The sequence below is a fragment of the Azospirillum himalayense genome (genome assembly GCF_042657465.1).
GTDB lineage: Bacteria > Pseudomonadota > Alphaproteobacteria > Azospirillales > Azospirillaceae > Azospirillum > Azospirillum himalayense.
Genome location: NZ_JBHSLC010000110.1, coordinates 38,762 through 65,392, shown reverse-complemented (window position 1 = coordinate 65,392; position 26,631 = coordinate 38,762). Strand labels below are relative to the sequence as shown.

The following is a 26,631-nucleotide window of genomic DNA, read 5'->3' as shown; positions in this document are numbered from 1 at the left end:
TTCAGTTAATTTGCCGAACGACGAACTGTTTCCCCTCCGGCTTATACCCGAATTGTCCGGGCACCGGAATGGGAAAGGGGCAGCCCGCGGCGGACCGCCCCTTCCTTTTCACCCCCTGGAACGGGGGCCGGACCGGAGGCCGGACCCGCGTCAGATGCGGGCCAGGGCCGGCTCCTTGAAGTGCTCCTGGTATTCGGCGACCGCCTTGCTCTCGTCGAACTCGCCTTCCATCTTGGCAACCACGATGGTGGCGACGCCGTTGCCGATCAGGTTGGTGATGGCGCGGGCTTCCGACATGAAGCGGTCCACACCCAGCAGCAGCGCCAGACCTTCGATCGGCAGGTGGCCGGTGGCCGAGAGCGTGGCCGCCAGCGTCACGAAGCCGCCGCCGGTGACCGCCGCCGCACCCTTCGAGGTCAGCATCAGCAGGCCGAGGATGGTGAGCTGCTGCCAGATCGTCAGGTCGATGTTGAAGGCCTGGGCGATGAAGATCGCGGCCATCGACAGGTAGATTGAGGTGCCGTCGAGGTTGAACGAGTAGCCGGTGGGGATGACGAGGCCGACGACGTGCTTGGAGCAGCCGAACTTCTGCATCTTCTCCATCATGCGCGGCAGCACGGACTCCGACGAGGAGGTGCCGAGCACGATCAGCAGCTCGTCCTTGATGTAGCGCAGGAAGGTCAGGAGGCTGAAGTTGTACAGGCGGGCGATGCTGCCCAGCACGACGAAGACGAACAGCGCCATCGTGATGTAGACCGCCGCCATGAGCTGGCCGAGCGAGGTCAGCGACGACACGCCGTACTTGCCGATGGTGAAGGACATCGCGCCGAAGGCGCCCAGCGGGGCGACGCGCATCAGGATGCCGATCACGCCGAACAGGGCGTGCGACACCTTCTCGAACAGGTCCTCGACGACCTTGCCCTTCTGGCCCATGGCGGACAGCGCGACGCCGAAGATCACCGCGAAGAACAGGATCTGCAGCATGTCGCCCTTGACGAAGGCGCCGACGACGTTGTCCGGGACGATGTTGACCAGGAAGTCGATGGTGGTGTGGTTCTGCGCCTCGGTCGCGTATTTGGCGACGGCGTCGGCCTTCAGCGAACCGGCCTGGATGTTCATCCCCGAGCCCGGCTTCACGAGGTTGACGACCAGCAGGCCGAGCCCCAGGGCGAAGGTGGTGACGATCTCGAAGTACAGGATCGCCTTGCCGCCGACCTTGCCGACCTTCTTCATGTCGCCGATCGAGGAGATGCCGGTGACCACGGTCAGGAAGACGATCGGGCCGATGACCATCTTGATCATCTTGATGAAGACGTCGCCCAGGGGCTTCATCTGCACCGCAAGAGCCGGATAGAAATGGCCGAGCAGAATGCCGATGGTGATCGCGGTCAGAACCTGGACGGTCAGGTTCGTGTAGAATGGCTTTTTCTGGGGCTGCCCTTGGGCGTGCATGATCGTCTCCTCGTGGCGTTCCTGAAATGGGCTGCCGCTCTTGTCTCGCGGTCGGCGGCCTGCCCGTCATGCCCTTCTCAAAGCAAGCGGTGTGCCAAAATTAAAAGTGAGGAATCGCAGCGCTCTGACGGAGCGCGTGGGTCAGAATCCGCACGACAGGGGCGGAATCCATGTGCGAAAATCCGCACATCAAGACCTCTTGTTGCGGCGCAGCATGGATTGAGGACCGTTGGTTAGGATCGCCCCCACCCGCTGGACATTTTCGCAAAGCCGCGACTGGGTCGCCCGGCGGATGCCCGTCCTGTTCGCCCGTCCGCGGCGGGTGATGCTGGCCGTGCTGGTCGTCGGCATGCCGCTGGCCGCGGCGGTGGCTGCGGGCCTGGCGGCGGACAACGCCGGCGAGTCCCTGCGCGAACAGGGGTCGGCGCAGCTCTCGCTCTACGAATCCAACCTGCGCACGGAGCTGGAGCGCCACGCCGCCGTGCCGATGGTGCTCGCCCGCGACCAGGAGGTCGCCGACCTGCTGCGCGACCCCAGCCCGGAGCGGGTGGACCGCCTGAACCGCAAGCTGGAGGCCATAGCAGCGACGCTGAAGGCGTCCGCCCTCTATGTGATGAACGGGACGGGAACCACCATCGCGGCCAGCAACTGGAACGCCGCGCCCAGCTTCGTCGGGCAGAATTTCAGCTACCGCCCCTATTTCCAGTCGGCCATGGAGCGGGGGGAGGGACATCATTTCGCGCTCGGCACCACCTCGCTCGTCCCCGGCTACTACACGGCGCAGCGGGTGGTGGCGGAAAACCGCACAGATGGGCGGCCGGCCGGCGTCGTGGTCCTGAAGGTCGGCTTCCAGGAGCTGGAACGCGCCTGGTCGCACGGCCAGGAGAAGGTTCTGGTCTCCGACCGCGACGGCATCGTCTTCATCACCAACGTGGAAGGCTGGCGCTACAACGCCCTGCCCCGCCGTCTGCCGGTCACGCTGCCCGCGTCGGCATCGCCCCCGACCGAGGAGATCCCCACCCTGCCCTGGGCCTTCGGCGGGGCCTCCGACCGCATCACGCTGCGGGAAGGCAATGCGGAGCGGCGCTACCTCCTGCAATCCGCCGCGGTGCCCGGCGGCGATTGGACCATCCACGCCTTGACCAGCCTCGCCCCGGTCGCCACCCGCGCCCAGCAGGCCGGGCTGCTCGCCGCCGCGGTGGTGGCGCTGGCCGCCCTGACCGGCCACGCGCTGGCCCAACGCCGCCTGAACCTCGTGGAGCGGCTGGCCCTCCAGGAGGAGGCGCGGGCCGAGCTGGAGCGCCGCGTCGCCGCCGCCACGGCGGAGCTGCGCGCCACCGAGAACGAGCTGACCCAGGCGGCGAAGCTGGCGGCGCTCGGCCAGATGTCGGCGGCCATGGCCCACGAGATCAACCAGCCGCTCGCCGCCATCCGCAGCTTCGCCGACAACGCGGTGGTGCTGCTGGAGCGCGGACGGCCGGACGCGGTGCGCGACAATCTGGCGGAGATCGCCGACCTGACCGACCGCATGGCCGCCATCACCCGCAGCCTGAAGGGCTTCGCCCGGCGCGCCTCGGGCACGCTGGGCGCGGTGTCCGCCGCCGCCGCCGTCGGTCAGGCCCTGGCCCTGCTGGAGGCCCGGCTGCGCCGCGAGTCCGTGACGGTGGACACCGATCTGCCGCCCGGCCCCCTGCTGGTCGCCGGCGAGGACGTGCGGTTGCAGCAGGTGCTGGTCAACCTGATCGGCAACGCCGCCGACGCCATGCGCGCCTCGCCCCGCCGCCATGTCCGCATCACCCTGGCCGCGGAGGGGGAGGAGGCGGTGCTGACCGTCCGCGACAGCGGCCCCGGCATCGCGGAGGCCGACCTGCCGCGCATCTTCGTGCCCTTCTTCACGACCAAGGAGGCGGGCGACGGGCTCGGGCTCGGCCTGTCGATCAGCCACGGCATCGTCGAGGATTTCGGCGGCAGCCTGACCGCCGCCAACCACCCGGAGGGCGGCGCCCTCTTCACCATCCGCCTCAAGCGCAGGGATATCCAGACATGACGACCGGCAGCATCGCCCCGGGCGGCTCCGTCCTCTTCGTGGACGACGAGCGGTCCGTCCGCCTCGCCGGGCAGCAGGCGCTGGAACTGGCCGGCTTCGACGTCACCGCCTGCGACGGGGCGGAGCGCGCGTTGCGCCATCTCGGGCGCGACTGGCCGGGCGCCCTGGTCACCGACGTGCGCATGCCGCAGATCGACGGGCTGGAGCTGATGGAGCGCGCCCTGGCGCTGGACCCCGAACTGCCGGTCATCCTGATCACCGGCCACGGCGACGTGCCGATGGCGGTGGAGGCGATGCGACGCGGCGCCTACGATTTCCTGGAAAAGCCCTTCCCTTCCGACCGGCTGGTCGAAGTGACGCGGCGCGCGGTGGAGAAGCGCCGGCTGGTGCTGGAGAACCGACGCCTGCGCGACCAGCTGGCCGGGCTGCCCACCGGGGAGGCATCGCCCATCGTCGGGCGGACGCCGGGGATCGAGCGGCTGCGCAGCGCCATTGCAGCGGTGGCCGACACCGACGCCGACGTGCTGGTGCTGGGCGAGACCGGCACCGGCAAGGAGATGGTCGCCCGCGCCCTCCACGCCGGCAGCGGCCGGCGCAAGCACCCCTTCGTCGCCCTGAACTGCGGCGCCATGCCCGAGGCGATCTTCGAGAGCGAGCTGTTCGGGCACGAGGCTGGAGCCTTCACCGGGGCCGGCAAGCGCCGCGTCGGGCGCATCGAGCACGCCAGCGGCGGCACCCTCTTCCTCGACGAGATCGAGAGCATGCCGCTGTCGCTCCAGGTCAAGCTGCTGCGCGTGATCCAGGAGCGGGTGGTGGAGCCGCTGGGCTCGAACGAGCTGATCCCCGTGGACCTGCGCGTCGTCGCCGCGACCAAGGTGGACCTGCGCAAGGCGGCCAGCGAGGGCAAGTTCCGCGAGGACCTCTATTACCGGCTCAACGTCGTCGTGGTGACCATCCCGCCGCTGCGCGACCGCCGCGACGATATCCCCCTGCTGTTCCAGCATTTCGTCGTCCAGGCCGCCGCCCGCTACAACCGCGAGCCCCGCGCGCCCAGCCCGGCGCAGGTGCAGCGGCTGGCAGCCCACGACTGGCCCGGCAACGTCCGCGAGCTGCGCAACGCCGCCGACCGCTTCGTGCTGGGGCTGGACGACGCGCTGTCCGCGGTGGGCGGCACCGCTCCGGCGATGGCGGCGGGCCGCAGCAGCCTGTCGCTGGCCGAGCAGGTCGACCTGTTCGAGAAGAGCCTGATCGAAAGCGAGCTGGCCCGTTGCAAGGGCAGCGTGAAGGCCGCCATCGAGGCCCTGAACATCCCCCGCAAGACCTTCTACGACAAGCTGAAGCGCTACGGCCTCAGCCGCGAGGATTTCGTGGAGTGAGGGGCCGTCATTCCGCGGCCAGCGCGTGGGCGAAGGTTTCCACCCCCTGGACGCCGGCGTCACTCAGCCCGTAGGTGCCCTTGGCGATCCGCTCGAACCAGCCGTAGACGTTGCGCTGGAGGATGGCCGCGGCGTCCTTCGGCGCCCCGGCGGCGCGCAACGCCTTCAGGGACAGCGGCCCGGCGGCCAGCAGCCGGGCGCAGCGCAGCGCGTCCTGGCGGTAGGCGGTGACGATGGGCACGCGGGTGGAGCCGCCGCGGTTGGGATCGCCGCGGCGCCGCGCGTGCTCGCCCAGCAGGCGGGCGGCGCGCGTTTTGTCCTTGCGCGGGCTGTAGGGAACGGGATCGAGCAGAACCTCCACCTCATGCCCCGCGGCCCGGCCGATGTCGACGATCAGCAAGCCGACGCCCAGCCGCCGGCACAGCTTGCGCACCCCGCTGTCGTGGGGCGACGCGCCGCTGGCCTTGCGCCCCGGCTGCGGCACGGCGAGGTAGACGGTGTCGGTCAAAGCGAGCCGGTCCACTCCCTGAAGCAGCAGGTCCAGGGTGAAGCGCTTCTTCAGCTCGACGATCAGCGGCGGCTCGGCCCCGCGCACCGCGACGAGGTCGCAGCCGTGAATCTCGGCCTTCACGTCATAGCCTTGGGCTTCGAGGAAGGCCTTGACGGGGGCGTAGAGGTCGGTTTCGGCGGTGATGGACATGGGGTGTAACGTTCAACCGCCTACAAATCGCTTACAAATCGCCGGTCAGCACGTCAATGGCTCGCCGGACATCGTGATGCCGACTGGACATGTTCATCACCACATCGCCAATATCAGTGACTGGAATACCAGCGATTTGCGACGTCATGGCAACCAGTCGTTCGCCCTGAATGTCGAACACCGGCATCACATCACGGATGGGCGTCCCCGTTTCCGACGCTCGGACGAGAGGGATGACGACGCGCGTGGAACGCACCGCCACGTGATTCCCCTGGACGACGAGAAGAAACGGAACCGGGTGGTTCGGTCGGCCTTCCGCATTCGGATTCCGGCAGACATCCAGGAAACGCATCAGAACATCCGCTTCCCAGTGCTGAACACACCGTGCCTTTCCACATAGGAATCGTAGGAATCGAAGGCCGGGCGGTTTTCTTCAACCCACCGCTCCCGCTTCGCATCCTTCACGGATTGCTCGACGGCGGATTCGAAGACTTGTGACAGATTGATACCCAAGCTCTTTGCCTCGGCGATCAGGTCGGGCCGGGCCGAGACGTTGGTGGGCTTCCTCTGGACCGATCCGCGCGCCATGAACACCCTCCAACGAAAAAACATGCGCAAACACTATGCGCATGTTTCCTCAGGGTGTCCAGCCTCCGCTGGGTGAGAGCGAGGCCCGCTTTCCTCCTCCGGTTACGCCGCGGCCTTCTGCTTGCGCAGGATGGCCAGGATGTCCGAGGCGGCCTTCGGGATGTTGGTGCCTGGTCCATAGATGGCGGCGGCGCCAGCCTTGTAGAGGTAGTCGTAGTCCTGGGGCGGGATCACGCCGCCGCAGACGACCAGGATGTCCCCGGCGCCTTGGCGGCGCAGTTCCTCGACCAGTTGCGGGACGAGCGTCTTGTGGCCGGCGGCCTGGGACGACACGCCGATGACGTGCACGTCGTTCTCCACCGCCTGACGGGCGGCCTCCTCCGGGGTCTGGAACAGCGGCCCGATGTCCACGTCAAAGCCGATGTCGGCGAAGCTGGTGGCGATCACCTTGGCGCCGCGGTCGTGGCCGTCCTGGCCCATCTTCACGACAAGGATGCGCGGGCGGCGGCCCTCCTCGGCGGCGAAGGCGGACACCTCCTCCTGAATCCTCTTGAAGCCCTCGTCGCCCTCGTACGCGGCGCCGTAGACGCCGGAAACCGAGCGGATGACCGCCACATGGCGGGTGAAGGCCTTCTCCAGCGCGTCGGAGATTTCGCCGACCGTGGCGCGGGCGCGGGTGGCCTCGACCGCCAGGGCCAGCAGGTTGCCGGACTTCTCCGTGGCGGCCTTGGTTAGCGCCTCCAGGGCGGCGCGGCACTTGGCGTCGTCGCGGTTGGCGCGGACCTGATTGAGGCGGGCGATCTGGGATTCGCGGACCGCCGTGTTGTCGATGTCGAGCACGTCGACCATCTCGGGGTTCTCCGGACGGTACTTGTTGACGCCGACGATCACCTCCTCGGCGCGGTCGACGCGGGCCTGCCGGCGGGCGGCGGCCTCCTCGATCAGCAGCTTGGGCATGCCGCTGTCCACCGCCTTGGTCATGCCGCCCAGATCCTCGACCTTGTTGATGAGGTCGAGTGCGGCGTTGGCGAGGCTGTGGGTCAGGTTCTCGATGTAGTAGGAGCCGCCCAGCGGATCGACCACGTTGGTGACACCCGACTCCTCGGCGATGATGAGCTGGGTGTTGCGGGCGATGCGGGCGGAGAATTTGGTCGGCAGGCCCAGCGCCTCGTCGAAGGCGTTGGTGTGCAGCGACTGGGTGCCGCCCAGCACCGCGGCCATCGCCTCGATGGTGGTGCGGATGACGTTGTTGTAGGGGTCCTGCTCGGTCAGGCTGACGCCGGAGGTCTGGCAATGGGTGCGCAGGGCCAGCGAGCGGGCGTCCTTCGGATCGAACTTCTGCTTCATCAGGGTCGACCACAGCAGGCGCGCGGCGCGCAGCTTGGCGATCTCCATGAAGAAGTTCATGCCGATGGAGAAGAAGAAGGACAGGCGCGGTGCGAACTTGTCGACCGGCAGCCCCTTGGACATGGCGGCGCGGACGTATTCGAGACCGTCGGCGATGGTGAAGGCCAGCTCCTGAACCGCGGTCGCCCCGGCCTCCTGCATGTGGTAGCCGGAAATCGAGATCGAGTTGAACTTCGGCATGTTCAGCGCCGTGTACTCGATGATGTCCGCGATGATCCGCATCGAGGGTTCAGGTGGGTAGATGTAGGTGTTGCGGACCATGAACTCCTTGAGGATGTCGTTCTGGATGGTCCCGCTCAGCTTGTCCTGGCTGACGCCCTGCTCCTCCGCCGCGACGATGTAGCCGGCGAGGATCGGCAGCACCGCGCCGTTCATGGTCATCGACACCGACATCTTGTCGAGCGGGATGCCGTCGAAGAGGATCTTCATGTCCTCCACGCTGTCGATGGCGACGCCGGCCTTGCCCACGTCGCCGACCACGCGCGGGTGGTCGCTGTCATAGCCGCGGTGGGTGGCGAGGTCGAAGGCGACCGACAGGCCCATCTGCCCGGCCTTCAGGTTCGCCTTGTAGAAGGCGTTGGACTCCTCGGCGGTCGAGAAGCCGGCGTACTGGCGGATCGTCCAGGGCTTCACCGCGTACATCGTGGCGCGCGGGCCGCGGGTGAAGGGCGGGAAGCCGGGCAGGCTGTCCAGCTCCAGCCCTTCCAGATCGTCGGCGGTGTAGAGGGCCTTGACGTCCAGCCCTTCCGGCGTCTTCCAGACGAGGTCTTCGAGCGTCCCGTTGGCGCCCAGGTCCTTGGTGGCCAGGGTCTGCCAGTCGGCCTGGGTCTTCTTCGGGAACTCGCTCATGGGACGTCTCCTCGACACGGCTTCTTGGTTCGAATGATTTGAAACGATCAATGGCATGGTTGGGGCGCTTGCCCCCACCCCGGCCCTCCCCCGCTTCGCAGGGGAGGGAGACCATTCCCCTCCCCTGCGAAGCGGGGGAGGGTTAAGGGAGGGGGCAAAGCCCGATTACACCTGCGACCGGCGGGCGACGACCTTCCAGGCGGCCTGCATGATCGCGGCACCCAGCGCGGTCTTCAGGACCGTGGCGGCCAGGAACGGCGTCAGGCCCAGCGCGATGGCCTTCTCGCCGCCGAACAGGACGGCCATCCAGGCGACGCCCGGGACGAACAGCAGGGCATGGCCGATCGCCAGGGCGCCGACGGCCTTGAGCGGGCTGCGGTCCCAGCCGCGCTCAGCCAGCCAGCCGGTGACGCCGGCGGCCAGGACGAAGCCCAGCAGGTAGCCGGCGGTCGGGCCGGCCATGTAGGCCGGGCCGGCGCCCGGACCGGCGAAGACCGGCAGACCGGCGAGGCCTTCCAGCAGGTACAGCAGGACCGTCGCCGTGGCGAGGCGGCTGCCGTAGGCCATACCGAGCAGGATGACGACCATGCTCTGCATCGTCATCGGAACCGGCCAGAAGGGCACCTGCACCTTGGCCGAGGCGGCCAGGAGCAGGCTGCCCAGAACCGCCGCGGTGGCGGCGGTGAGCAGGCCGCCCCGCGGGGCGACCGTCTCGAGAAGCGAAGCGGCACGCTGCAAAAGCGTGTTTGCGAAAGCCATCGTCCTTACCTTTCCCTATATGTCGGAGCCCGCTTGGCTCACGCGAACTCCAGGATCTTCTGATCGACCGCCAGGCTGGAGCCGGGCGTCGCGTGCACCTTGGACACCGTGCCATCCTGCGCCGCGCGCAGGATGTTTTCCATCTTCATCGCCTCGACCACGGCCAGCACCTCGCCGGCCTTGACCTCCTGCCCCTCGGTCACGGCGACCGAGACGAGCAGGCCGGGCATCGGCGACAGCAGGAACTTCGACATGTCCGGCGGCGCCTTCACCGGCATCAGCGCGTCGAGCCGCGCCGCGTTGGGCGTCAGCACCTTGACCAGCGCCTGGCTGCCGGAATGGGACAGGCGGTAGCCGACGCCGACGCGGTCCACCTGAACGCAGACATGCGCGCCGTTCACCGTGCCGCGGAACAGCGGCTGGCCGAGCGTCCAGTCGCTCCACACCACATGGTGCCTGCCCTCGAAATCGACGGTGTAGCCGATGCGCTGCGGGCTGCCGTCCGTCGGGTGGACATGGACCGGGTGCTGCGTGCCGTCCATCACGACGACCCAGTCGTCGCGCACGTGGACCTTGTTGCCCGGCATCTTGCCGCTGATCTGGATGTCGCGGTCGTTCAGGCAGCGGTGGATCACCGCGGCGACGGCGATCAGGATCGCCGGCTCCTCCGGCGGCAGGTCGGAGGCGTGGAAGCCGTTCGGGTATTCCTCGGCGATGAAATTGGTGGTCAGCCGGCCTTCGACGAAGCGCTGGTTGGCCATCAGCGAGGCGAGGAACGGGATGTTGTGGCTGACGCCGCGGATGTAATACTGGTCCAGCGCCTCGCGCATGCGGGCGATGGCGGCGTCGCGCGTCGACCCCCAGCTGCACAGCTTGGCGATCATGGGGTCGTAGTACATGGAGATCTCGCCGCCCTCGTAGACGCCGGTGTCGACGCGGACATGCGGGTCCTCCGACGGCGGACGGTAGTGGGTCAGCCGGCCGGTGGAGGGCAGGAAGTTGCGGAAGGGGTCCTCGGCGTAGACGCGGGACTCGATGGCCCAGCCGTGCAGGTGGATGTCTTCCTGGCGAAGCGTCAGCTTCTCGCCCGCAGCGACGCGGATCATCAGCTCGACGAGGTCGAGGCCGGTGACCAGTTCGGTGACCGGATGCTCCACCTGGAGGCGGGTGTTCATCTCCAGGAAGTAGAAGTTGCGCTCGGCATCGACGATGAACTCCACCGTGCCGGCGGACTTGTAGTCCACGGCGCGGGCCAGCGCCACGGCCTGCTCGCCCATCGCCTTGCGGGTGGCGGCGTCGAGGAAGGGCGACGGCGCCTCTTCGATGACCTTCTGGTGGCGGCGCTGGATCGAGCATTCGCGCTCGCCCAGATACAAGGCCGTGCCCTGCCCGTCCGCCAGCACCTGAATCTCGATGTGGCGCGGCTGCTGGATGTACTTCTCGACGAACACGCGGTCGTCGGCGAAGGAGGAGCGCGCCTCGTTCTGGGCCGAGCGGAAGCCTTCGCGGGCCTCCTCGTCGTTCCAGGCCACGCGCATGCCCTTGCCGCCGCCGCCGGCCGACGCCTTGATCATCACCGGGTAGCCGATGTCGCGGGCGATGGTCACCGCCTCGCTGTCGTCGGCGATGACGCCCAGATAGCCGGGCACCGTGCTGACGCCCGCGGCTTTGGCCAGCTTCTTGGACTCGATCTTGTCGCCCATGGCCTGGATGGCGTGGGCGTCCGGGCCGATGAAGGCGATCCCGGCCGCGGCCAGCGCCTCCTGGAACTCGCGCTTCTCCGAGAGGAAGCCGTAGCCGGGATGGACGGCCTGGGCGCCGGTCTTCTTGCAGGCGTCGACGATGCGGTCGATCAGCAGGTAGCTCTGCGCCGAGGGGGCGGCGCCGATGTGGACGGCCTCATCGGCCATCTCGACGTGCAGGGCGTTCTTGTCGGCGTCCGAATAGACGGCGACCGTCTTGATGCCCAGGCGGCGCGCCGTGCGGATGACGCGGCAGGCGATCTCGCCGCGGTTCGCGATCAGGATCTTTGAGAACAGGGTCGTCATGGGGCGGCGCGCCTTCAGAGCGGGATGTTGTCGTGCTTGCGCCAGGGGTTCTGGAGCTGCTTGTTCTTCAGCATGGACAGCGCCTTGATGACGCGCCGGCGGGTGCCGTGCGGCATGATGACGTCGTCGATGTAGCCGCGCGACGCCGCCACGAACGGGTTGGCGAACTTCTGCCGGTACTCCTCGGTGCGCGCCTCGATCTTGGCGGTGTCGCCGATGTCGCCGCGGAAGATGATCTCCACGGCACCCTTCGGCCCCATCACCGCGATCTCCGCCGACGGCCAGGCGTAGTTGATGTCGCCGCGCAGGTGCTTGGACGCCATCACGTCATAGGCGCCGCCGTAGGCCTTGCGCGTGATGACGGTGATCTTCGGCACGGTGGCCTCGGCGTAGGCGAACAGCAGCTTGGCGCCGTGCTTGATGATACCGCCGTACTCCTGCGAGGTGCCCGGCATGAAGCCGGGGACGTCCACCAGGGTCAGGATCGGAATCTCGAAGGCGTCGCAGAAGCGCACGAAGCGCGCGGCCTTCTTGGAGCTGTCGATGTCCAGGCAGCCGGCCAGAACCATCGGCTGGTTGGCGACGATGCCGACCGTGCTGCCGTTCATGCGGCCGAAGCCGATGATGATGTTCTTGGCATAGTCCGGCTGAAGCTCGAAGAAGTCGCCCTCGTCGACCGTCTTGAGGATCAGCTCCTTCATGTCGTAGGGCTTGTTCGGGTTCTCCGGCACCAGCGTGTCGAGCGACAGGTCGTCGCGGTCGATCGGGTCGGCGGTCGGGCGCTCCGGCGCCTTCTCGCGGTTGGAGGCCGGCAGGAAGTCGATGAAGCGGCGGAGCTGGAGCAACGCCTCGACGTCGTTCTCGAAGGCCATGTCGGCGACGCCGGACTTGCTGGAATGGGTGATCGCCCCGCCTAGCTCCTCCGCCGTCACCACCTCATGGGTGACCGTCTTCACCACGTCCGGGCCGGTCACGAACATGTAGGAGCTGTCCTTCACCATGAAGATGAAGTCGGTCATGGCCGGCGAGTACACCGCACCGCCGGCGCACGGCCCCATGATCAGGGATATCTGCGGGATGACGCCCGAGGCGTTGACGTTGCGCTGGAACACCTCGGCGTAGCCGCCGAGCGAGGCCACGCCCTCCTGGATGCGGGCGCCGCCGGAATCGTTCAGGCCGATGACCGGCGCGCCGACCTTCATCGCCTGATCCATGATCTTGCAGATCTTCTCGGCGTGGGCTTCCGACAGCGAGCCGCCGAAGACGGTGAAGTCCTGGCTGAAGACGAAGACGAGACGCCCGTTCACCGTGCCGTGACCGGTGACCACGCCGTCGCCGGGAACCTTCTGGCCTTCCATGCCGAAGTCGTTGCAGCGGTGCTGCACGAACATGTCGAACTCCTCGAACGAGCCTTCGTCGAGGAAAAGTTCGATGCGCTCCCGCGCGGTCAGCTTGCCCTTGGCGTGCTGCGAGGCGACGCGCTTTTCGCCGCCGCCCAGCCGCGCACCGGAGCGCATGGCGTCCAACTTGGCCAGAATTTCTTGCATCAGGCGTTTCCCACTTTGGCAAGCGGCGGAGGACCTTGCGAACCTTGTGGCAGCGGTCCCCTCACCGGAACGCCTGGATTATTCACAAGATTTGCAACAGGGCAATTGGCCGGGCGGGAAAAATGTGCGAAGTTGCGAATATCTTTGCAAACGCAGCGCGCGGTTTGCCAAGATTGCGAATATGCACTTCGGCATAATCTTCGGGTGATAGGCGGGTCCATGCAGAAGCTCTTCCTCGGCTACAAGCTCCGCCGCCTGCGCGAGCAGCGCGGGCTGACCCAGGCGGCGCTGGCCAAGACGCTGGACCTGTCGCCAAGCTACCTGAACCAGATCGAAAACAACCAGCGTCCGCTGACCCTGCCGGTGCTGCTGAAGATCTCCGCCGTGTTCGAGGTGGACCTGTCCAACTTCGTCGAGGACGAGGACAGCCGTCTGGTCGCCGACCTGCGCGAGGCCCTGGCCGACCCGCTGTTCGCCGGGGCGCCGCTGACCAACGCCGAGCTGCGCAGCGCCGTCGGCTCCAGCCCGGAGTTGGCCCGCCGCGTACTGAGCCTGCATCAGGCCTATCAGAAGCTTCACGAGCGGGTGCAGTCGCTGGCCGACAGCCTGTCCAACCAGGAACCGAGCGACGCCTTCGCCGGGCCGCAGTTCCCCTACGAGGAGGTCCGCGACTACTTCCACTACTGCAACAACTACATTGGCCCGCTGGACGAGGCGGCGGAAACGCTGTGGGACACGGAGAAGATCCACTCCGGCGCCCTGCTGAACGAGTTGGCCGCCTATCTGAAACGGCGTCACGACGTGCGGGTCAAGATCGTCGCCGACGATGGCGAGACGGCCATGCGCAGCTACGACGGCAGCACCGGCACGCTGCGCCTGTCGGCCCTGCTGAACGGCCCCAGCCGCGCCTTCCACATGGCCCACCAGATCGCCCTGCTCGGCTTCGGCGACGTGATCGAGGATCTCGTCGTCCAGGCGAAATTCTCCAGCGAGGACGCGCGGTCGATCTGCCGCGTCGGGCTCGCCAACTATTTCGCGGGCGCCTTGGTCCTGCCCTATCGCGCCTTCGCCGCCCAGGCCCGCGCGCTGCGCCACGACGTGGAGCAGTTGCAGAGCCGCTTCGGCGCCAGCTTCGAGCAGGTCTGCCACCGTCTGTCCACCCTGCAGCGGCCGGGCGCGCGGGGGTTGCCCTTCTACTTCGTGCGGGTGGACATGGCCGGCAACATCACCAAACGCCATTCGGCCACGCGCTTCCACTTCGCGCGCTTCGGTGGCGCCTGCCCTCTGTGGAACGTGCACGAGGCCTTCGCCCAGCCCGGCAAGATCCTGGTGCAGTTCGCCACCATGCCCGACCGCACCACCTACATCGGCATCGCCCGCACCGTGACCAAGCGCGGCGGCGCCTATCTGAAGCCGTCGCGCCAGTTCGCCGTCGGGCTCGGCTGCGAGGCGACCCACGCCAACGAGATCGTCTACGCCGCCGGCATCGACACCTCCAACGAGGCCGCCGCGGTGCCGATCGGCGTGAACTGCCGAATCTGCGAGCGCACCGACTGCCAGCAGCGCGCCTTCCCGCCCATCGGCAGCCAGCTCTCGGTGGACGAGCACCACCGCAGCTTCGTCCCCTACCTGTTCACCCAGGAAGGGCGGACCGTGGAGAAGGCCTGAACGGTTGGCGATTCCGTTACCGCCACTCTATCATCCGCGGCCCAACCGATAGGATCACGACATGACGACGCCCACCGCCCGGCCCCTGCCCCAGAAGACCATCGGCGTCCTCGGCGGCATGAGCAACCAGGCCACCGCCGAATATTACCGCCTGCTGAACGAGGGGCTGAACGCCCGCTTCGGCGGCTGGGACAACGGCGAGATCGTCATCGTCAGCGTCAATTTCGGCAACATCGAGCATTTCGTCCGCCGGAACGAATGGGACGCCGCGCAGCGCTATCTGTCCGGCAAGGTCGACGCGCTGGAGCGCGCCGGGGCCGACGTGATCCTGTGCGTGTCGAACACCATGCACCGCGTGGTCGAGCCGATCATGGCGGAGCGCACCACCCCCTTCATCCACATCGCCGACCCGACCGGTGCGGCGATGCGGGCCGCCGGCCTGTCGCGGGTCGCACTGCTCGGCACGATGGCGACGATGCTCTCCGAGGACCTGCGCCGCCGCTACGAGGAGCGCTTCGGGGTCGAGATCATGGTGCCGTCGGACGCCGACAAGGCGGCGGTCGACCGCATCATCTTCGACGAGCTGGTGCGGCGCGACCTGCGCCCGGAGTCCAAGGCCCAATACCTGGAGATCATCGACCGGATGGCCGCCGACGGGGCGCAGGGGGTGATCCTCGGCTGCACGGAGATCTTCCTGCTGGTCGATCAGGCCGACCGGCCGGATGTCCCGATGTTCAACACGACGGCGCTCCACACCGACGCCGCGGTGGCCTTCGCGCTGGGCGACTAGGCCACCGCCCGCCTCTTCCAGGCACGTGGCGCCTCAGGACGGCGCCCGTCCGGCGGCGGGCGCCGCCTTCAGGCGGCGGATCATGGCGAGCGCTTCCGGCGGCGGCCGGCGCTCGACACGCCGGTAGACACGCCCGTCGCGCGTCCGGTCGAGCAGACCGAAGTCGCACAGTTCCCGGCGCAGCAGGACATGGTCGCCGAACCGGTTGGCGCCGCGCAGAACGTCGTTCACCTCGCCCTCGCTCATCGCCCGGCCGGCGTCGATCCGCGACCACAGGACCCACAGGCACAGGTCCCGCTCGCTCCGCTTCGGCGGCCAGCGCAGCAGGGCGCCGGCGGCGTCGAAGCAGCGGGCCACCTTCAGGACCCGCACCGGATCGACCGGCGGCGGCGCGTCCACCACCACGCCGGGAGGGTCCTGCGCCGTCACCCCTTCCGTCGTCTCGACCTGGGTCTGGGTCTGGACCCGGAAATGCTGGAAGTTCCGGCATCCAACCGCCTTGGCCAGCATGTTGAGCCATTCGACATGGCCGGGCGGATCGGTCCGGCCGGCGAGTTGCGCGCGCAACGAGCGCGCAAGCGCGGAAATATCGCCCGCGCTGTAGGGGAGCGGTGTCCTTGACATGGAATCATCCTCACAACGCGCCAATCCGCGAAGGGATGCCGGTGGTCGCCGACTTCCGACGCGGCACGCGATGAGGTGTCGGTCGAGAGGGTGTCGTGGCAGGTTTAGCTCCCCTCGACGGGGCGGCGACGCCTTGGTGAACTGCCGACCAGATGTGTTTTCTACCGCAAGGCGGCGGCACCGGCAAGTCGCATGACGGAACGACCGGACCCAACGGCGTCCAAACTCCGATCCCCGTCCGCGCGCCCCAGCAAAACCGAAACGGCGAAATGTCAGCTCGCATATTGCCCGCCCAGGGTCTCCGACAGTCGCCGGCCGGCCGCCTACGGCAGGGGCGCCGTTACCACCACGCGTCCCTCGGCAAACCGGCTCAGCGAGCTCGACAGGGGGTCAGGGCGCCGACCAGCCCTTGCCGCTGGTGAAAGACCGGAACGGCGGCGGCATCAACCGTTTCCTCGCCGGGCGTCTCCTCACCGGCATCGGAGCCGCACAAGGATAAACGCAAGAAAAAATGCCGGAGAGGCCCCGGCGACCGTGTCGGCGGTCCGCAAGGCAGTGGCTTCGGTGGGCGCCGTCACGGCGGTTGCAGCGGCATCGTCAGCGTCACCCAGGTGCCGGCGTGCCGGCGGTCGTACGTCAACCGCGCTCCCAGGCTGGTCGCCATTGCCTGGACGATCCGGCTTCCAAGACCGGTTCCCCGCGGAGCATCGTCATCGGAGAAACCGACACCGTCATCCTCCACGCTGACCGAGAGAGTCCCGTCGGCGGCCTTGGCCCGCACGCGGATGCTGCCGGTCCGTCCGTCCGGATAGGCGTATTTGCAGGCGTTCGTGACCAGTTCGGTCACGATCACCGCCAGGGATACGGCCTGATCGGTCGGCACCGACACCGCGTCGGCGGCAACGACGAAGCGGTCCGGGTGCCGGGACGCCATCGCGGTGTGCATCCCGGCGAGAAGCGTTTCCAGGTACAGGTCGATCCGGACGGAGCGCACATCGTCGGAGGTGTAGAGGCTTCGGTGGATGCCGGCGATCGCGATGATGCGCGCCTGGGTTTCTGCCAGCGCGGCGCGGGCCTCAGGGTCGGACAGGTTGGATTTCTGCATCTGGATGAAGGCGCCCACCAGAGCCAGGCTGTTGGCAACCCGGTGATTGACCTCCCGCAGCAGCAACTCCGCACGGTCCCGCGCGGCGCGCACTTCCCGTTCCGCCCGTTCCCTTTCCCGACGCAGATGAGCCTTCTCACGGGCCTGCTCGATGGCCGCCACCAGCAGGTCGAAGAATCCTTCCCCGGCCTCCTTGGGAACGTAATCGTCCGCGCCGGCCTTCAGCGCCGCGACGGCCACCCGCGTGTCGCCGGCGCCCGTGACGTAGACGACCGGCGGCGCATCCTCGCGCGACAGCAGATCGGGCAGGATGTCCAGCCCGGTCGCCCCCGGCATCTCGTGATCCAGGCCGACCACCGTGATACCGCCCCGTTCCAACCGCTCCAACCCTTCCCGACCGTTCTTTGCGCACTCCACGGCGTAGCCACGCCGCTCGAGCTTCCGCTGCACCAGCCGCGCCATGGCGACGTCGTCGTCGATGTAGAGGATGCGGACGGTCGGATCGGTCATGCCTCCGCCTCGGGGATCTGCATGACGGAAAAAAGCAGCTCCAATTTCCGGATCGCGGCGGCGAAGCTGTCGTAATTCACCGGTTTGGTGATGTAGACATTGGCACCGATGTCGTAGCAGCGCCGGATGTCCTGACGGTCGTCGGTGGTCGTCAGCACGACGACGGGAAAGCGCCTCGTGTGGGGGTTGGCCTTGAGTCTGGCCAGGATGTCGATCCCCGTCATGTCGGGAAGATTCAAATCCAGAAGGATGAGAAGAGCCCGCCCCATGCTTGCCCGCCCGGATCCGTCCGGACCGAACAGGTAGGCGAGCGCGCTTGTGCCGTCGGCGAAGGGAACGATGTCGTTGGTGAGGCCGGTCCGCCGGATGTTCTTTTCGATCAGCCGGGCATGCCCCTCGTCGTCCTCGATCATGACGATGCGCACCGACTGAGTGTCATGCGCCATGAGCCGGCATCTCCGAAGACAGGGCAAGAGCTTTGGGAAGGCTTATGCGAAAGACGCTCCCCTGTCCAGGAACCGATTCGATGGTGACCTCGCCCTGCAGGCGCCGGACCAGCGTCCGGACATAGGCCAGCCCGATTCCCTCTCCGGGTCGGTCCTGCACGCCGGAACGGCGAAACAGCTCGAAGATCCGTTCGTGATCCTGCGGCGCGATTCCGCGTCCGTTGTCCACGACGTCAAAGACCAGACGCTCCTCCTCGAGCCGTCCGCGAATGGCGATCCGGCCCGTTCTCGCCGGATCGAGATACTTGATCGCGTTGTCGAGCAGGTTTCCGAACACCTGCTCCAGGGCGAGCCGATCCGCCACCAGGAACGGCAAGGGACCCTCGATGTCGATGGTGCAGTGCTGTTCGCTGGCCTGATGGCGGAGGCTGGCGGCCACGCTCTCCAGCAGGGACTGCATCGAGACGGGCTCCGGGTTCATCGCCCGGCCACCCTGGCGCGCCAGGGCGAGGATGGCGTTGATCAGCCGGTCCATCTTCGTCGTCGACGCGCTGATGAAGCCGATGGCCTCCGGCAGGTCCTCCTCCACCGCCCGGCGCGCCTCCGACGCCAGAGCATCGCCGCCGTCCCACGGCAGTCGGTCCAGATGGGCGCGCACGCTCGCCAGCCCCGCCTCGAACTCGCCGGTGAAGCCCATCACGTTCACCAGCGGCGCACGCAGGTCGTGGCTGACGATGTAGGCGAAGCGCTGGATTTCGTCATTGGCGCGTCGCAGCTCCATCGTGCGTTCGAAAACGCGTTGCTCCAGGGAATCGTTGAGCGACTGGATCGCGTGCTGCGCCCGCATGAGGTCGCGCGTGTAGCGGATCGCGATCCAGACAGCGCCGCCAACGACCAGCACAATGAACAGGCCGCCCAGATTGGCCACCCAACCCGATGCACGGGCCTGCCCGATCAAGGCGGCGAGTTGGGTGTCGAGTTGCGCATCGGCGGGGGTGATCAGGTCGGCGAAGGAGCGCCGGGCGTTGTCCATCAGCATCATGCCGTAACCAGTGCGCACGACGGCCAGGGCCTCGTCCCGGCGACCGGCTTCCATCAGCGCGATGGTCTGCGCCAACTCCTCCCGTTTGGCGGCGGCGAGGACGGCAAGGCGATCGACGATGCGCAACCCGTCGGCATCTCCTTCGGCAAGATTGTGCAGCCGGGCGATCGTGGTGTCGACCGCGGTGATGGCAGCCTCATAGGGCTTGAGATACTGGCGATCCTCGGTGAGCAGATACCCCCGCTGCCCGATCTCGGCGTCCTGCAACTGGCTGAGCAGCGTCCCGGCGGCGACCCGCAAAGAGGTTGTGCGGCCGACGGACCCTGAGAATTGCCGCGTGCTTTCAGCCAGCCATCCCGACATCGTGACGATTCCCAGCAGCGTCAACGCGGCGGCGAGCAGCATCAGGAGGGCTCGCCGGGTGACGGTGGTGCTGAACGTGTGCATCGCGGACGACCGACCCCAGCGGGAGGAGGTGGGATCCTATAGCAAGTCAACGCAGCTTGGCAATTTGGGCTGCACCAGAACGTTGCCGACTGGTGCGTTGCCGATCGGCCGGATCACACTCCAGCGGCCTTCCGCCGGGCAATTTGTGCCCATAGGCAGAGTCCGGTCACGCGCAAGGCGAGCAAATCCGCGTCATGGGTGCTCGATGGACATTCCATGGAAGGCCGTTGTGGTTTTTCGTCATCACACAGGCATGGCACAACCTTTGCTTTTCCGTCGAGACGTGGCCAGAGCCACGAACCGCAATGGAGGGGAACGTGCAAATCCTTGGAACTCATCCAACCGCCGGTCCTGCTGTCGTCCCGGATCGGAGCAGGATGCCGGGTGCCGGCCACTCCACGGGAACGCCCAACTTCTCGGACCTGTTGTCGGCAAGCGCTTCTGACTCGCCGACGCCCCTGGCGGCCCCCGCATCGGCCGCGCAGACCGGGAACGATGAGATCGCCCGCATGAGGAAGGAAATGGACGCGTACAAGCGCGAACGGGACAAGATCGTCCAGAACCGAACGATCGACCCACCGGCGTTCCAGATCGCGCTCCCCGTCAACGACCGCGGCTACATGCCCTACGTGACGGCCGATCAGCAGAAGCTGATGGACCGCATCACCGACTCCTATCTTGGCCGGCCGGAGCACGAGATGGAGAAGATGTGGGAGGAGCTGAGGGCCAACGGCCTGACACCGGACCAGCTCGCGCGCACCGCGGCGTACTTCGTCAATCTCGATGGTGAGATCGTCAGCCGGGCCGTGGCAACGGGAAGCCAGCGATCCGCCCGGCACGGCAGCACCGCCTGGACGGCATCGAGCGTCTGATGCAGAGGCTTCGGCCGGATGAGGCGACGTCTGCGGCCTGCCGGCTACGTGGCGTCGGCCTCCGGCTTTTGCGCGGCGTCCTCTTGCCCCTCCTGGATAAGCTGAGACCGAACGTCGGCGGGCGCGCCCTCCGCCCAGATCAGCAGAGCGTCAAGAGCCGGGCACAAAGACTGGCCCCATTCCGTCAGGTGATATTCCACCTTCGGCGGAACCTGATGATGAACGATGCGCGCGACCACGCCATCGTTTTCGAGCTGGCGAAGCTGCTGGATCAGCATCTTCTGGGAAATGCCGGGAATGGCCCGCTCAAGATCGGAAAAGCGCCGCACCTGCCCGCCGAACAGCTGGAACAGGATCACGAGCTTCCACCGGCCCTCCAGGACCCGGAGCACGTTCTGCACGCTCTGGGCCGCCGATCGCGCCGTGTAGGACGCACGCTTACCTTCTGGTAAGTACCTTACTTTTTCGTCGGTTCTTGTCATCTGGAAAGCTTAATTGCACCCTCTCCCCATCGCAACACATTCCCGGAGAGAGCCCATGGCCCATGATCTTCCTCCAGCGGTCGCCGCCTATGTCAAGGCCAACGCCCGTCTCGACGCCGAAGGCATGCTTGCGGCCTTCGCACCACACGCGGTCGTCCTCGACGATGGCGGACGACATGAAGGGCGCGAACAGCTCAAGGCCTGGATTCGGACGGCGACCCTCGACAGCCGGGCGATCTTCATCCCCGAGGCTTGGCGCGACGAGGATGGCCGGATCGCGGTGGACGGCTTGACCTCCGGCGATTTCAACGGCAGCCCGATCCGCTTCACCTTCCGCTTCCAGCTTGAGGACGGGGCGATCGTCGCTCTGGCGATCGCATGATGCCCGCCCGCATCGATCCCCTCGAGTTCCAGGGGCGCCGCGTCGTCGTCACCGGCGGAACCAAGGGCGCCGGCCGGGCGACCGTCGAGAGATTCGTGGCGGGCGGTGCCCGGGTCCTGACGGCGGCGCGCAACGGCGTCGGCAATCCGGCGGGCGCCCGGTTGGTGGAGGCAGACCTGACCACTTCGGAAGGCGTCCTGAGGCTCGCCGAGGCGGCCATGGAGATCCTTGGCGGCGTGGACGTGCTCGTGCATGTCCTGGGGGGCTCCGCTTCTCCCGGCGGCGGCTTCGCCGCTCTGACGGACGATCATTGGCGCGCCGAGCTTGACCTGAACCTGTTTGCCGCGGTTCGGCTCGATCGAGCCCTGCTGCCGCAGATGATCAGCCGTGGCAACGGCGCGGTCATCCACGTCTCATCGATCCAGCGCCGGCTGCCGCTGCACGACTCCACGACCGCCTATGCGGCCGCCAAAGCGGCGCTGACAACCTACAGCAAGGCGCTGTCGAAGGAAATCGGACCCAAGGGTGTGCGGGTCAACGTGGTCTCGCCCGGGTGGATCTACACGGAGGCCGCCGACGCGCTGATGGCCCGCATCGCGGCCAGCACCGGCGGAACGCCTGAGACGGCGCGGCAAAGCGTTCTGAATGCGCTTGGAGGCATCCCGCTGGGACGCCCGGCCCAGCCTGAGGAGGTGGCGGAACTCATCGCCTTCCTGGCCTCGGACCGCGCGTCAGCGATCCACGGCGCGGAGCATGTCATCGACGGCGGGACGATCCCGACGGTCTGACCCGTTCTCTCCCCGCGGCGACGGCTGGGCGGACAGTCCCTCCACCGCGGTTCGACGCCCCTGTGCAATCGGCAGTCCGCCGTATTCGCTGGAGCGGATCGCCGGAAAGCTGATAGGTTGGGCGGGGCTTCAACGGGCGAAGGGGTGTCTTGGATGCCGCTGACGGAAAGGACCGCTCAGGGCGATCAGTATGTCCTTCCCGGCGCGGAACGCCGGACCGAGCCCGGCCTCCCCTACGCCGCCGAGCCCGACGGCCAACTCGCCCTTCACTTCTACGAGCCTCCCCGCGCCGATGAGCGGGACCCCGGCAAGCCACTTCCTTTGCCGCGCCCGCTCCCCCGTCCCAGCGCGATCAGCGAAGGTCCGCTCGCCGGCCGCGTCGCGTTCTTCCCGCAGGTCATGAATGACGTGACCGAAGCCTTTCGAGCGTTTTCCAGCGTGACCAAAGACCACCAGGATTGACCGTTCGGGAGTGATCCTTCGCTCCTGTTCGCGGACCACCGACCAAACGAGGATCGACGTTCATGCCTTTCGACAATCCGGCGGGTGATCGAACCCGTCGGCAACCGCGGATCGGTAAGACGGCCCGAGGGCCGGCCACTCAGGGAATCCCGGCACTTGCACACCCAAAGGTGAACGGCTCCGCCCAGCAGAAGCATGTCCAATGGCTGGCCCGCGCCGACGACGCCGAGCGATCCGGCGATTCCGTCGAAGCCGAGACCTGTCGTCAGCACGCCGAGCATTGGTTCCGTGTGGCCCACGACCGCATATAGGTCCGCTCAGACCCGATCCCTCACCGCTCCGATCAGGAACTCCTTGTTCCCCTCGGGGCCGGTGATCGGGCTTTCGGTGATGTCCAGCACGCGCCAACCCGGCAAGGCATCGAGCCACCCGCGGATGCGGTCGCAAACCTCCTGGTGCAGCTCCGGCTCGCGCACCACCCCGCCCTTGCCGACACGGCCCTTGCCAACCTCGAACTGCGGCTTGATGAGGGCGACGAGCCGCCCGCCCGGCACGACCAGAGCGAGGGCGGCGGGAAGCACCACCTCCAATCCGATGAAACTGGCGTCGCACACCACGATGTCCACGGGGTCGGGAATCTCCGCCCTGGTCAGGTGGCGGGCGTTGGTCTTCTCCAGAACCACCACGCGCGGGTCGTTGCGCAGCTTCCAAGCCAGTTGACCGTGCCCCACATCCACCGCATAAACCTTCGCCGCGCCGCGGGTCAGCAACACGTCGGTGAATCCGCCGGTCGAGGCGCCCACGTCGATGGCGGTTAGGCCGGTGGGGTCGATGCCGAAGACATCCAGCCCTTTGACCAGCTTCAGCCCGCCGCGCGACACCCAGGGATGGTCCTGCCCCTTCACCGACAGCGGAGCGTCCTCGGCGATCGCGTCTCCGGCCTTGTCGATGCGCTTGGTGTCGGAATAGACCAGCCCGGCCAGGATCAGCGCCTGCGCCTTGGCCCGGCTCTCAGCGAGCCCGCGCTCCACCAGCGCCACATCCGCACGCACCCGCGCCATCTCACAGCTCCCCCGTCGACAAGGGTGGATGCATGGCGCAGGACGCGGCGTTCGGCAAGAGGCGATGAACCGTCAACGGCGATGGGCGGTCAGAAAGGCAGATCGAGAACGAAGCGCGTGCCGGGACCGTTCGGCTCCGCGCGCAGCTTCCCTTTCAACTGGCCGGCGAAGGCCCGTGCCACCTTCATGCCCAGCGAGTCGGCGCGCGCGACCTCGAATCCCGGCGGCAAACCACGCCCATGATCGGCAACGGTCAAGCGGAGCCCCCCCTCATCGCGCGGCGCCAGACTGACCTCGATGTCCCCCGGGCTACCCGCCGCGTAAGCGTATTTGGTGGCGTTGCCGACCAGCTCGTTGACGATGAGGGCGAGCGGAATCACCGAATCCACCGGCAACATCGCCTGCTCCACCGTCACGGCGATGCGACGTTCCGGCCCCCCCACCGCAAAGTGGCTTTCCATCTCCCGGCAGGCGTCGCTCAGATAGGCCCCGAAATCCACGAGGCTGCCGCGGGCGGCGGCGTGGACGCGCTGGTGCGCCTGGGTCACCGTGCCGATGCGGCTGCACGCCTCCTGGAAGGCGCGGCGCATGTCGGGGTCCTTGGCCGACAGGGTCTGAAGCGTCAGCAGGCTGGATACGAGTTGAAGCGTGTTCTTGACCCGGTGGCTGACCTCCCGTGCGTGGTGATGGGCGGTCTCGGTCGATTCGGCTTCGGCGGGACGCAGGGTGGCCAGCAGCGAACTCCCACCGTCCAGGGCGGCCAGATCCAGATTCCAGCACACCTCGTCCGGCCGGGTGATCCGCAGGCGGGTGCCCTCGCCCTTGCCCAGCGCCTCGGCGATGCGCTCGGCGGAGGCCTCCGGGAAACAGTCGGCCAGGGGATGCCCCGTTTCCAACCCCAAGACGCGCATGGTGGCATTGGCGTAAAGACAACGGAAGGACGCTCTGTCGACCACGGCGGTGGGCGTCGGAGACGACTCAACGATGGACCGGAAAATCCCCGGACCATCCTGCGCCGAAGCGCCGTTTTCGTCGGATGCGCGCCCAGCACCCGCTGCAAACACCTGAGGCATGTTCGACAACACCCAGTCCCGCCGGATACGTTAATTATCTATTGTTTTCGAATTGTAAGACAGCGGTCCCAGCCGCACCAGAGAAAGCGCCGCGCCCAACCTTAGGCTAATGGCATTAGCTCCTTCGTCCAGGGTCGGAGTCAGGGCCGAACGACGACGCTTTCCATCCGGATTCAGGCCCGCACCGCCGCCGCCTCGATCCCCAGCGCCTGCAAGACGGTGGCGACGATGTGGCGGGCGGCGAGACCGGCCTCTTCATACTGCTTGGCCGGGCTGTCATGGTCGAGGAAGCGGTCGGGCAGCACCATCGGGCGGATCTTAAGCCCGCCGTCCAACAACCCGGCCATCGCCAGATGCTGCAGCACGAAGCTGCCAAAGCCGCCGACCGAGCCCTCCTCGATGGTGATCAGCACCTCATGCTCCAGCGCCAGACGGCGCACCAGTTCCTCGTCCAGCGGCTTGGCGAAGCGCGCGTCGGCCACGGTCGTCGACAGGCCGCGCGTGCCCAGCTCCGCCGCCGCCTTGCGCGCCTCGGCCAGACGCGTGCCGTAGCTGAGGATCGCGACCTTGGTGCCTTCCTGGAGAATGCGGCCCTTGCCGATGGGCAGAACCTCGCCGCGCTCCGGCAGCTCCAGCCCCACCCCCTCGCCACGCGGGTAGCGCAGCGCCGAGGCGCGGTCGTCGATGGCGGCGCTGGTCGCCACCATGTGCATCAGTTCCAACTCGTCCGCCGCCGCCATCAGCACGATGTCGGGCAGGCAGCCCAGATAGGCGACGTCGAAAGCCCCGGCGTGGGTTGCCCCGTCCGCCCCGACCAGACCGGCGCGGTCGAGCGCGAAGCGCACCGGCAGCCGCTGCAGCACCACGTCGTGCACCACCTGGTCGTAGGCGCGCTGCAGGAAGGTCGAGTAGATCGCGCAGAAGGGCTTGAACCCCTCCGTCGCCAGCCCGGCGGCGAAGGTCACGGCGTGCTGCTCGGCGATGCCGACGTCGAAGCAGCGGTCGGGGAAGCGCTGGCCGAACAGGTCGAGCCCGGTGCCCGACGGCATGGCCGCGGTGATGCCGAGGACTCTGTTGTCGCGTTCGGCCTCGGCGATCAGGGCGTTGGCGAAGACGCGGGTGAAGGTCGGGGCGTTGGACTTCGGCTTGGACTGGGCGCCGGTGACGACGTCGAACTTGGCCACCGCGTGCAGCTTGTCGGCCGAGGCCTCGGCGGGGCCGTAGCCCTTGCCCTTCTTGGTGACGACGTGGATCAGGACCGGCTTGTCGTCGTCGGCGTCACGCACGTTCTGCAGGACCGGCAGCAGATGGTCCAGATTGTGCCCGTCGATCGGGCCGATGTAGTAGAAGCCCATCTCCTCGAACAGCGTGCCGCCGGTGACCATGCCGCGGGCGTACTCCTCCGCCCGCCGCGCCGCCGTGCGCAACGGCCGCGGCAGCTGCTCCGCGATGTCCTTGGCCAGATGGCGCAGGCTGAGGTAGGGCTTCGACGAGATCAGCCGCGACAGGTACGCGCTCATCGCGCCGACCGGCGGGGCGATGGACATGTCGTTGTCGTTCAGGATGACGATCAGCTTGCTGTTCGCCGACCCGGCGTTGTTCATCGCCTCGTAGGCCATGCCGGCGCTCATCGCGCCGTCGCCGATCACGGCGACCACATGGTTGTCGCGGCCGAGCTGGTCGCGCGCCACCGCCATGCCCAGCCCCGCGGAGATGGAGGTGGAGCTGTGGCCGGCGCCGAACGGGTCGTATTCGCTCTCCGACCGGTTGGTGAAACCCGACAGCCCGCCGCCGGTGCGCAGGGTGCGGATGCGGTCGCGGCGCCCGGTCAGGATCTTGTGCGGGTAGCACTGGTGCCCGACGTCCCAGATCAGCCGGTCGGCCGGAGTCTGGAACACGTAGTGCAGCGCGACGGTCAATTCGACCACCCCCAGCCCGGCACCCAGATGCCCGCCGGTCACCGACACCGCGCTGATGGTTTCGGTCCGCAGCTCGTCGGCCACCTGCCGGAGCTGTTCGGGCTTGAGCGCGCGCAGGTCGGCGGGGGTGCGGACGAGGTCGAGAAGCGGCGTCTTGTCGTTGGGGGTCACGTTGGAAACGTCCTCC

At 67.6% G+C, this 26,631-nt stretch carries 25 protein-coding genes; 9 read left to right on the top strand and 16 right to left on the bottom strand.

The features are described from left to right. Positions 1–150 precede the first annotated feature (150 nt). Entirely contained in the window at positions 151–1,452 is a 1,302-nt protein-coding gene (locus ACFPMG_RS29420; RefSeq protein ID WP_376998844.1) for a dicarboxylate/amino acid:cation symporter, read from the bottom strand. A 292-nt stretch (positions 1,453–1,744) separates the two neighbouring features. Here ACFPMG_RS29420 and ACFPMG_RS29415 point away from each other — a divergent pair, with 292 nt between their 5' ends. Together ACFPMG_RS29415 and ACFPMG_RS29410 are read left to right on the top strand one after the other, a co-directional pair. Continuing rightward, the gene (locus ACFPMG_RS29415) at positions 1,745–3,499 is read left to right on the top strand and encodes a sensor histidine kinase (protein WP_376998842.1); all 1,755 of its coding nucleotides are present in this window, start codon (positions 1,745–1,747) and stop codon (positions 3,497–3,499) included. After that, positions 3,496–4,875 carry a sigma-54-dependent transcriptional regulator gene (locus ACFPMG_RS29410; protein WP_376998840.1) on the top strand — a complete coding sequence of 460 codons (1,380 nt, stop codon included), beginning with the start codon at positions 3,496–3,498 and terminating at the stop codon, positions 4,873–4,875. The genes ACFPMG_RS29415 and ACFPMG_RS29410 overlap by 4 nt, the downstream gene beginning before the upstream one ends. Positions 4,876–4,882: 7 nt before the next feature. On the opposite strand, the gene ACFPMG_RS29405 is transcribed toward ACFPMG_RS29410, so the two are convergent. The 7 genes from ACFPMG_RS29405 to ACFPMG_RS29375 all read right to left on the bottom strand — a co-directional run bounded on the left by ACFPMG_RS29405 (position 4,883) and on the right by ACFPMG_RS29375 (position 12,773). Continuing rightward, positions 4,883–5,575 carry a DUF2161 domain-containing phosphodiesterase gene (locus tag ACFPMG_RS29405; protein ID WP_376998837.1) on the bottom strand — a complete coding sequence of 231 codons (693 nt, stop codon included), beginning with the start codon at positions 5,573–5,575 and terminating at the stop codon, positions 4,883–4,885. Positions 5,576–5,606: 31 nt separating this feature from the next. Continuing rightward, the gene (locus ACFPMG_RS29400; RefSeq protein WP_376998835.1) at positions 5,607–5,927 is read right to left on the bottom strand and encodes a CcdB family protein; all 321 of its coding nucleotides are present in this window, start codon (positions 5,925–5,927) and stop codon (positions 5,607–5,609) included. Then, positions 5,927–6,163: a type II toxin-antitoxin system CcdA family antitoxin gene (locus ACFPMG_RS29395; RefSeq protein ID WP_376998833.1), complete on the bottom strand. Its 237-nt coding sequence runs from the start codon at positions 6,161–6,163 to the stop codon at positions 5,927–5,929. The genes ACFPMG_RS29400 and ACFPMG_RS29395 overlap by 1 nt, the downstream gene beginning before the upstream one ends. Positions 6,164–6,265: 102 nt before the next feature. Continuing rightward, positions 6,266–8,419 (bottom strand): methylmalonyl-CoA mutase, encoded by a 2,154-nt coding sequence (gene scpA / locus ACFPMG_RS29390; protein WP_376998831.1) that lies wholly within the window; start codon positions 8,417–8,419, stop codon positions 6,266–6,268. A gap of 165 nt (positions 8,420–8,584) precedes the next feature. Then, complete coding sequence (locus tag ACFPMG_RS29385) at positions 8,585–9,178, bottom strand: biotin transporter BioY (RefSeq protein ID WP_376998829.1); 594 nt, start codon at positions 9,176–9,178, stop codon at positions 8,585–8,587. A 38-nt stretch (positions 9,179–9,216) separates the two neighbouring features. Further along, positions 9,217–11,217, bottom strand: a complete 2,001-nt coding sequence (locus tag ACFPMG_RS29380) for an acetyl-CoA carboxylase biotin carboxylase subunit (RefSeq protein ID WP_376998877.1) — start codon at positions 11,215–11,217, stop codon at positions 9,217–9,219. Between the two features lie 23 nt (positions 11,218–11,240). After that, positions 11,241–12,773 carry an acyl-CoA carboxylase subunit beta gene (locus ACFPMG_RS29375; RefSeq protein ID WP_376998827.1) on the bottom strand — a complete coding sequence of 511 codons (1,533 nt, stop codon included), beginning with the start codon at positions 12,771–12,773 and terminating at the stop codon, positions 11,241–11,243. Positions 12,774–12,992: 219 nt separating this feature from the next. Between ACFPMG_RS29375 and ACFPMG_RS29370 the strand changes: the two genes are divergently transcribed. Continuing rightward, complete coding sequence (locus ACFPMG_RS29370) at positions 12,993–14,441, top strand: helix-turn-helix domain-containing protein (protein ID WP_014198533.1); 1,449 nt, start codon at positions 12,993–12,995, stop codon at positions 14,439–14,441. Positions 14,442–14,502: 61 nt separating this feature from the next. Further along, positions 14,503–15,231, top strand: coding sequence for an aspartate/glutamate racemase family protein (locus ACFPMG_RS29365; RefSeq protein WP_376998825.1), 729 nt, complete (start codon positions 14,503–14,505; stop codon positions 15,229–15,231). Positions 15,232–15,264: 33 nt separating this feature from the next. On the opposite strand, the gene ACFPMG_RS29360 is transcribed toward ACFPMG_RS29365, so the two are convergent. From ACFPMG_RS29360 to ACFPMG_RS29345, 4 genes are all read right to left on the bottom strand, one after another. Continuing rightward, complete coding sequence (locus ACFPMG_RS29360) at positions 15,265–15,855, bottom strand: DUF2087 domain-containing protein (RefSeq protein WP_376998823.1); 591 nt, start codon at positions 15,853–15,855, stop codon at positions 15,265–15,267. Positions 15,856–16,429: 574 nt separating this feature from the next. Continuing rightward, positions 16,430–17,470, bottom strand: a complete 1,041-nt coding sequence (locus tag ACFPMG_RS29355) for a sensor histidine kinase (protein ID WP_376998821.1) — start codon at positions 17,468–17,470, stop codon at positions 16,430–16,432. After that, entirely contained in the window at positions 17,467–17,883 is a 417-nt protein-coding gene (locus tag ACFPMG_RS29350; RefSeq protein ID WP_376998819.1) for a response regulator, read from the bottom strand. Before ACFPMG_RS29350 ends, ACFPMG_RS29355 begins: the two co-directional genes overlap by 4 nt. Positions 17,884–17,905: 22 nt before the next feature. Continuing rightward, complete coding sequence (locus ACFPMG_RS29345; RefSeq protein ID WP_376998816.1) at positions 17,906–19,405, bottom strand: sensor histidine kinase; 1,500 nt, start codon at positions 19,403–19,405, stop codon at positions 17,906–17,908. A 377-nt stretch (positions 19,406–19,782) separates the two neighbouring features. Between ACFPMG_RS29345 and ACFPMG_RS29340 the strand changes: the two genes are divergently transcribed. Then, a complete protein-coding gene (locus ACFPMG_RS29340; protein WP_376998814.1) occupies positions 19,783–20,277 on the top strand; it encodes a hypothetical protein in 495 nt (164 codons plus the stop codon). A 44-nt stretch (positions 20,278–20,321) separates the two neighbouring features. Here ACFPMG_RS29340 and ACFPMG_RS29335 read toward each other — a convergent pair whose 3' ends face one another. Continuing rightward, positions 20,322–20,759, bottom strand: coding sequence for a winged helix-turn-helix transcriptional regulator (locus tag ACFPMG_RS29335; protein WP_376998812.1), 438 nt, complete (start codon positions 20,757–20,759; stop codon positions 20,322–20,324). A 55-nt stretch (positions 20,760–20,814) separates the two neighbouring features. Between ACFPMG_RS29335 and ACFPMG_RS29330 the strand changes: the two genes are divergently transcribed. The 4 genes from ACFPMG_RS29330 to ACFPMG_RS29315 all read left to right on the top strand — a co-directional run bounded on the left by ACFPMG_RS29330 (position 20,815) and on the right by ACFPMG_RS29315 (position 22,702). Further along, complete coding sequence (locus ACFPMG_RS29330) at positions 20,815–21,141, top strand: nuclear transport factor 2 family protein (protein ID WP_376998809.1); 327 nt, start codon at positions 20,815–20,817, stop codon at positions 21,139–21,141. Further along, the gene (locus ACFPMG_RS29325; protein WP_376998807.1) at positions 21,138–21,929 is read left to right on the top strand and encodes an SDR family oxidoreductase; all 792 of its coding nucleotides are present in this window, start codon (positions 21,138–21,140) and stop codon (positions 21,927–21,929) included. Before ACFPMG_RS29330 ends, ACFPMG_RS29325 begins: the two co-directional genes overlap by 4 nt. Before the next feature lie 153 nt (positions 21,930–22,082). After that, positions 22,083–22,391 (top strand): hypothetical protein, encoded by a 309-nt coding sequence (locus ACFPMG_RS29320; RefSeq protein ID WP_376998805.1) that lies wholly within the window; start codon positions 22,083–22,085, stop codon positions 22,389–22,391. 62 nt (positions 22,392–22,453) lie between these two features. Further along, on the top strand, positions 22,454–22,702 hold the full coding sequence (locus ACFPMG_RS29315) for a DUF4167 domain-containing protein (protein ID WP_376998803.1): 249 nt from the start codon (positions 22,454–22,456) through the stop codon (positions 22,700–22,702). Positions 22,703–22,708: 6 nt separating this feature from the next. On the opposite strand, the gene ACFPMG_RS29310 is transcribed toward ACFPMG_RS29315, so the two are convergent. The 3 genes from ACFPMG_RS29310 to dxs form a co-directional block, all read right to left on the bottom strand. Continuing rightward, positions 22,709–23,452 carry a TlyA family RNA methyltransferase gene (locus ACFPMG_RS29310; RefSeq protein WP_376998801.1) on the bottom strand — a complete coding sequence of 248 codons (744 nt, stop codon included), beginning with the start codon at positions 23,450–23,452 and terminating at the stop codon, positions 22,709–22,711. A gap of 89 nt (positions 23,453–23,541) precedes the next feature. Next, a complete protein-coding gene (locus ACFPMG_RS29305) occupies positions 23,542–24,363 on the bottom strand; it encodes a sensor histidine kinase (protein ID WP_376998799.1) in 822 nt (273 codons plus the stop codon). Between the two features lie 335 nt (positions 24,364–24,698). Then, positions 24,699–26,615, bottom strand: a complete 1,917-nt coding sequence (gene dxs / locus ACFPMG_RS29300) for a 1-deoxy-D-xylulose-5-phosphate synthase (protein ID WP_376998797.1) — start codon at positions 26,613–26,615, stop codon at positions 24,699–24,701. Positions 26,616–26,631: the final 16 nt, after the last annotated feature.

Coding starts and splice junctions, on each gene's coding strand:
- ACFPMG_RS29405 (WP_376998837.1), bottom strand. CDS start 5,575: ATGTCCATCACCGCCGAAACCGACCTCTACGCCCCCGTCAAGGCCTTC.
- ACFPMG_RS29410 (WP_376998840.1), top strand. CDS start 3,496: ATGACGACCGGCAGCATCGCCCCGGGCGGCTCCGTCCTCTTCGTGGAC.
- ACFPMG_RS29375 (WP_376998827.1), bottom strand. CDS start 12,773: ATGCAAGAAATTCTGGCCAAGTTGGACGCCATGCGCTCCGGTGCGCGG.
- ACFPMG_RS29330 (WP_376998809.1), top strand. CDS start 20,815: ATGGCCCATGATCTTCCTCCAGCGGTCGCCGCCTATGTCAAGGCCAAC.
- ACFPMG_RS29350 (WP_376998819.1), bottom strand. CDS start 17,883: ATGATCGAGGACGACGAGGGGCATGCCCGGCTGATCGAAAAGAACATC.
- ACFPMG_RS29345 (WP_376998816.1), bottom strand. CDS start 19,405: ATGCACACGTTCAGCACCACCGTCACCCGGCGAGCCCTCCTGATGCTG.
- ACFPMG_RS29315 (WP_376998803.1), top strand. CDS start 22,454: ATGCCTTTCGACAATCCGGCGGGTGATCGAACCCGTCGGCAACCGCGG.
- ACFPMG_RS29325 (WP_376998807.1), top strand. CDS start 21,138: ATGATGCCCGCCCGCATCGATCCCCTCGAGTTCCAGGGGCGCCGCGTC.
- ACFPMG_RS29335 (WP_376998812.1), bottom strand. CDS start 20,759: ATGACAAGAACCGACGAAAAAGTAAGGTACTTACCAGAAGGTAAGCGT.
- ACFPMG_RS29360 (WP_376998823.1), bottom strand. CDS start 15,855: ATGTCAAGGACACCGCTCCCCTACAGCGCGGGCGATATTTCCGCGCTT.
- ACFPMG_RS29310 (WP_376998801.1), bottom strand. CDS start 23,452: ATGGCGCGGGTGCGTGCGGATGTGGCGCTGGTGGAGCGCGGGCTCGCT.
- ACFPMG_RS29340 (WP_376998814.1), top strand. CDS start 19,783: ATGCCGGGTGCCGGCCACTCCACGGGAACGCCCAACTTCTCGGACCTG.
- ACFPMG_RS29320 (WP_376998805.1), top strand. CDS start 22,083: ATGCCGCTGACGGAAAGGACCGCTCAGGGCGATCAGTATGTCCTTCCC.
- ACFPMG_RS29305 (WP_376998799.1), bottom strand. CDS start 24,363: ATGCGCGTCTTGGGGTTGGAAACGGGGCATCCCCTGGCCGACTGTTTC.
- ACFPMG_RS29395 (WP_376998833.1), bottom strand. CDS start 6,163: ATGGCGCGCGGATCGGTCCAGAGGAAGCCCACCAACGTCTCGGCCCGG.
- ACFPMG_RS29415 (WP_376998842.1), top strand. CDS start 1,745: ATGCCCGTCCTGTTCGCCCGTCCGCGGCGGGTGATGCTGGCCGTGCTG.
- ACFPMG_RS29400 (WP_376998835.1), bottom strand. CDS start 5,927: ATGCGTTTCCTGGATGTCTGCCGGAATCCGAATGCGGAAGGCCGACCG.
- ACFPMG_RS29420 (WP_376998844.1), bottom strand. CDS start 1,452: ATGCACGCCCAAGGGCAGCCCCAGAAAAAGCCATTCTACACGAACCTG.
- scpA (WP_376998831.1), bottom strand. CDS start 8,419: ATGAGCGAGTTCCCGAAGAAGACCCAGGCCGACTGGCAGACCCTGGCC.
- ACFPMG_RS29355 (WP_376998821.1), bottom strand. CDS start 17,470: ATGACCGATCCGACCGTCCGCATCCTCTACATCGACGACGACGTCGCC.
- ACFPMG_RS29385 (WP_376998829.1), bottom strand. CDS start 9,178: ATGGCTTTCGCAAACACGCTTTTGCAGCGTGCCGCTTCGCTTCTCGAG.
- ACFPMG_RS29370 (WP_014198533.1), top strand. CDS start 12,993: ATGCAGAAGCTCTTCCTCGGCTACAAGCTCCGCCGCCTGCGCGAGCAG.
- ACFPMG_RS29365 (WP_376998825.1), top strand. CDS start 14,503: ATGACGACGCCCACCGCCCGGCCCCTGCCCCAGAAGACCATCGGCGTC.